1 pseudogene is annotated in these 748 nt (G+C 73.4%); it reads left to right on the plus strand.

Features of this window, described 5'->3' with window-relative positions:
- Positions 1-748, plus strand: a pseudogene (locus AX702_RS17965) (ATP-dependent DNA helicase); the annotation flags it as partial.

Here is a 748-nt window from a genome sequence, read left to right on the forward strand (position 1 = left end):
CCACCGCGCTGACCGGGCAGGAGACGATCGAGCTCCGCCGCTGGATCATCGGGCCCGAAGCGGGCAGTCGCGGACGGCGGCGGGGCCTTGCCGCGCGTTTGTCGGATGTCGCCAGCTATGACGAGGGCGGCGCACAGGCCATCGCCGATGCGGTGCGCGCAGCGCAGGGGCTGGCTGCCGATGGCTGGCTCCAGCGAGTCGCCGAGGGTCAGCCGTTCGGGCCAATCGAGACGCTGCTGGCGAGCGTGCGCGGCCTCACCTACGCCCGTGCCGAGGGGGCGGAGGACGCGGGCTACGGCCTCGAGACCGAACTCGCCGAGCCCTCGCCCGAGCTGATCGAGGCCGCCGCGCCCGCCGCCGAGGCGCTCGACTCGCTCTACCGCCCGCTCGTCGCATTGGGCAAAAGGCTGGAGGCGGTGCTGACCGACGCGCCCGACTGGCTCGATGGTCCGGCACGCGCGCGCGTCGAAGGGGCGATCGCCTCGCTTGGCTGGCGCGCAGAGACGGTGGCGGCGTGGCTGTCGCTGATCGCGCGGGTCGGGGGGCCCGCAAGCGCTGATTTCGTCGACTGGCTCGCGGTTGACCGGGTCGAGGGGCGCGAGTTCGACATCGGCCTCCACCGCCACTGGCTTGATCCGACCCGGCCTTTTGCGGAGATCGTCCTTAAGCCCGCGCATGGCGCGCTGGTCACGTCGGCGACGCTGACGGCGGGCGGCACATGGGAAACGGCGGAGGCGCGGGTCGGCGC

The sequence above is a fragment of the Sphingomonas sp. CCH5-D11 genome, assembly GCF_001557395.1.
Lineage (GTDB): Bacteria > Pseudomonadota > Alphaproteobacteria > Sphingomonadales > Sphingomonadaceae > Sphingomonas.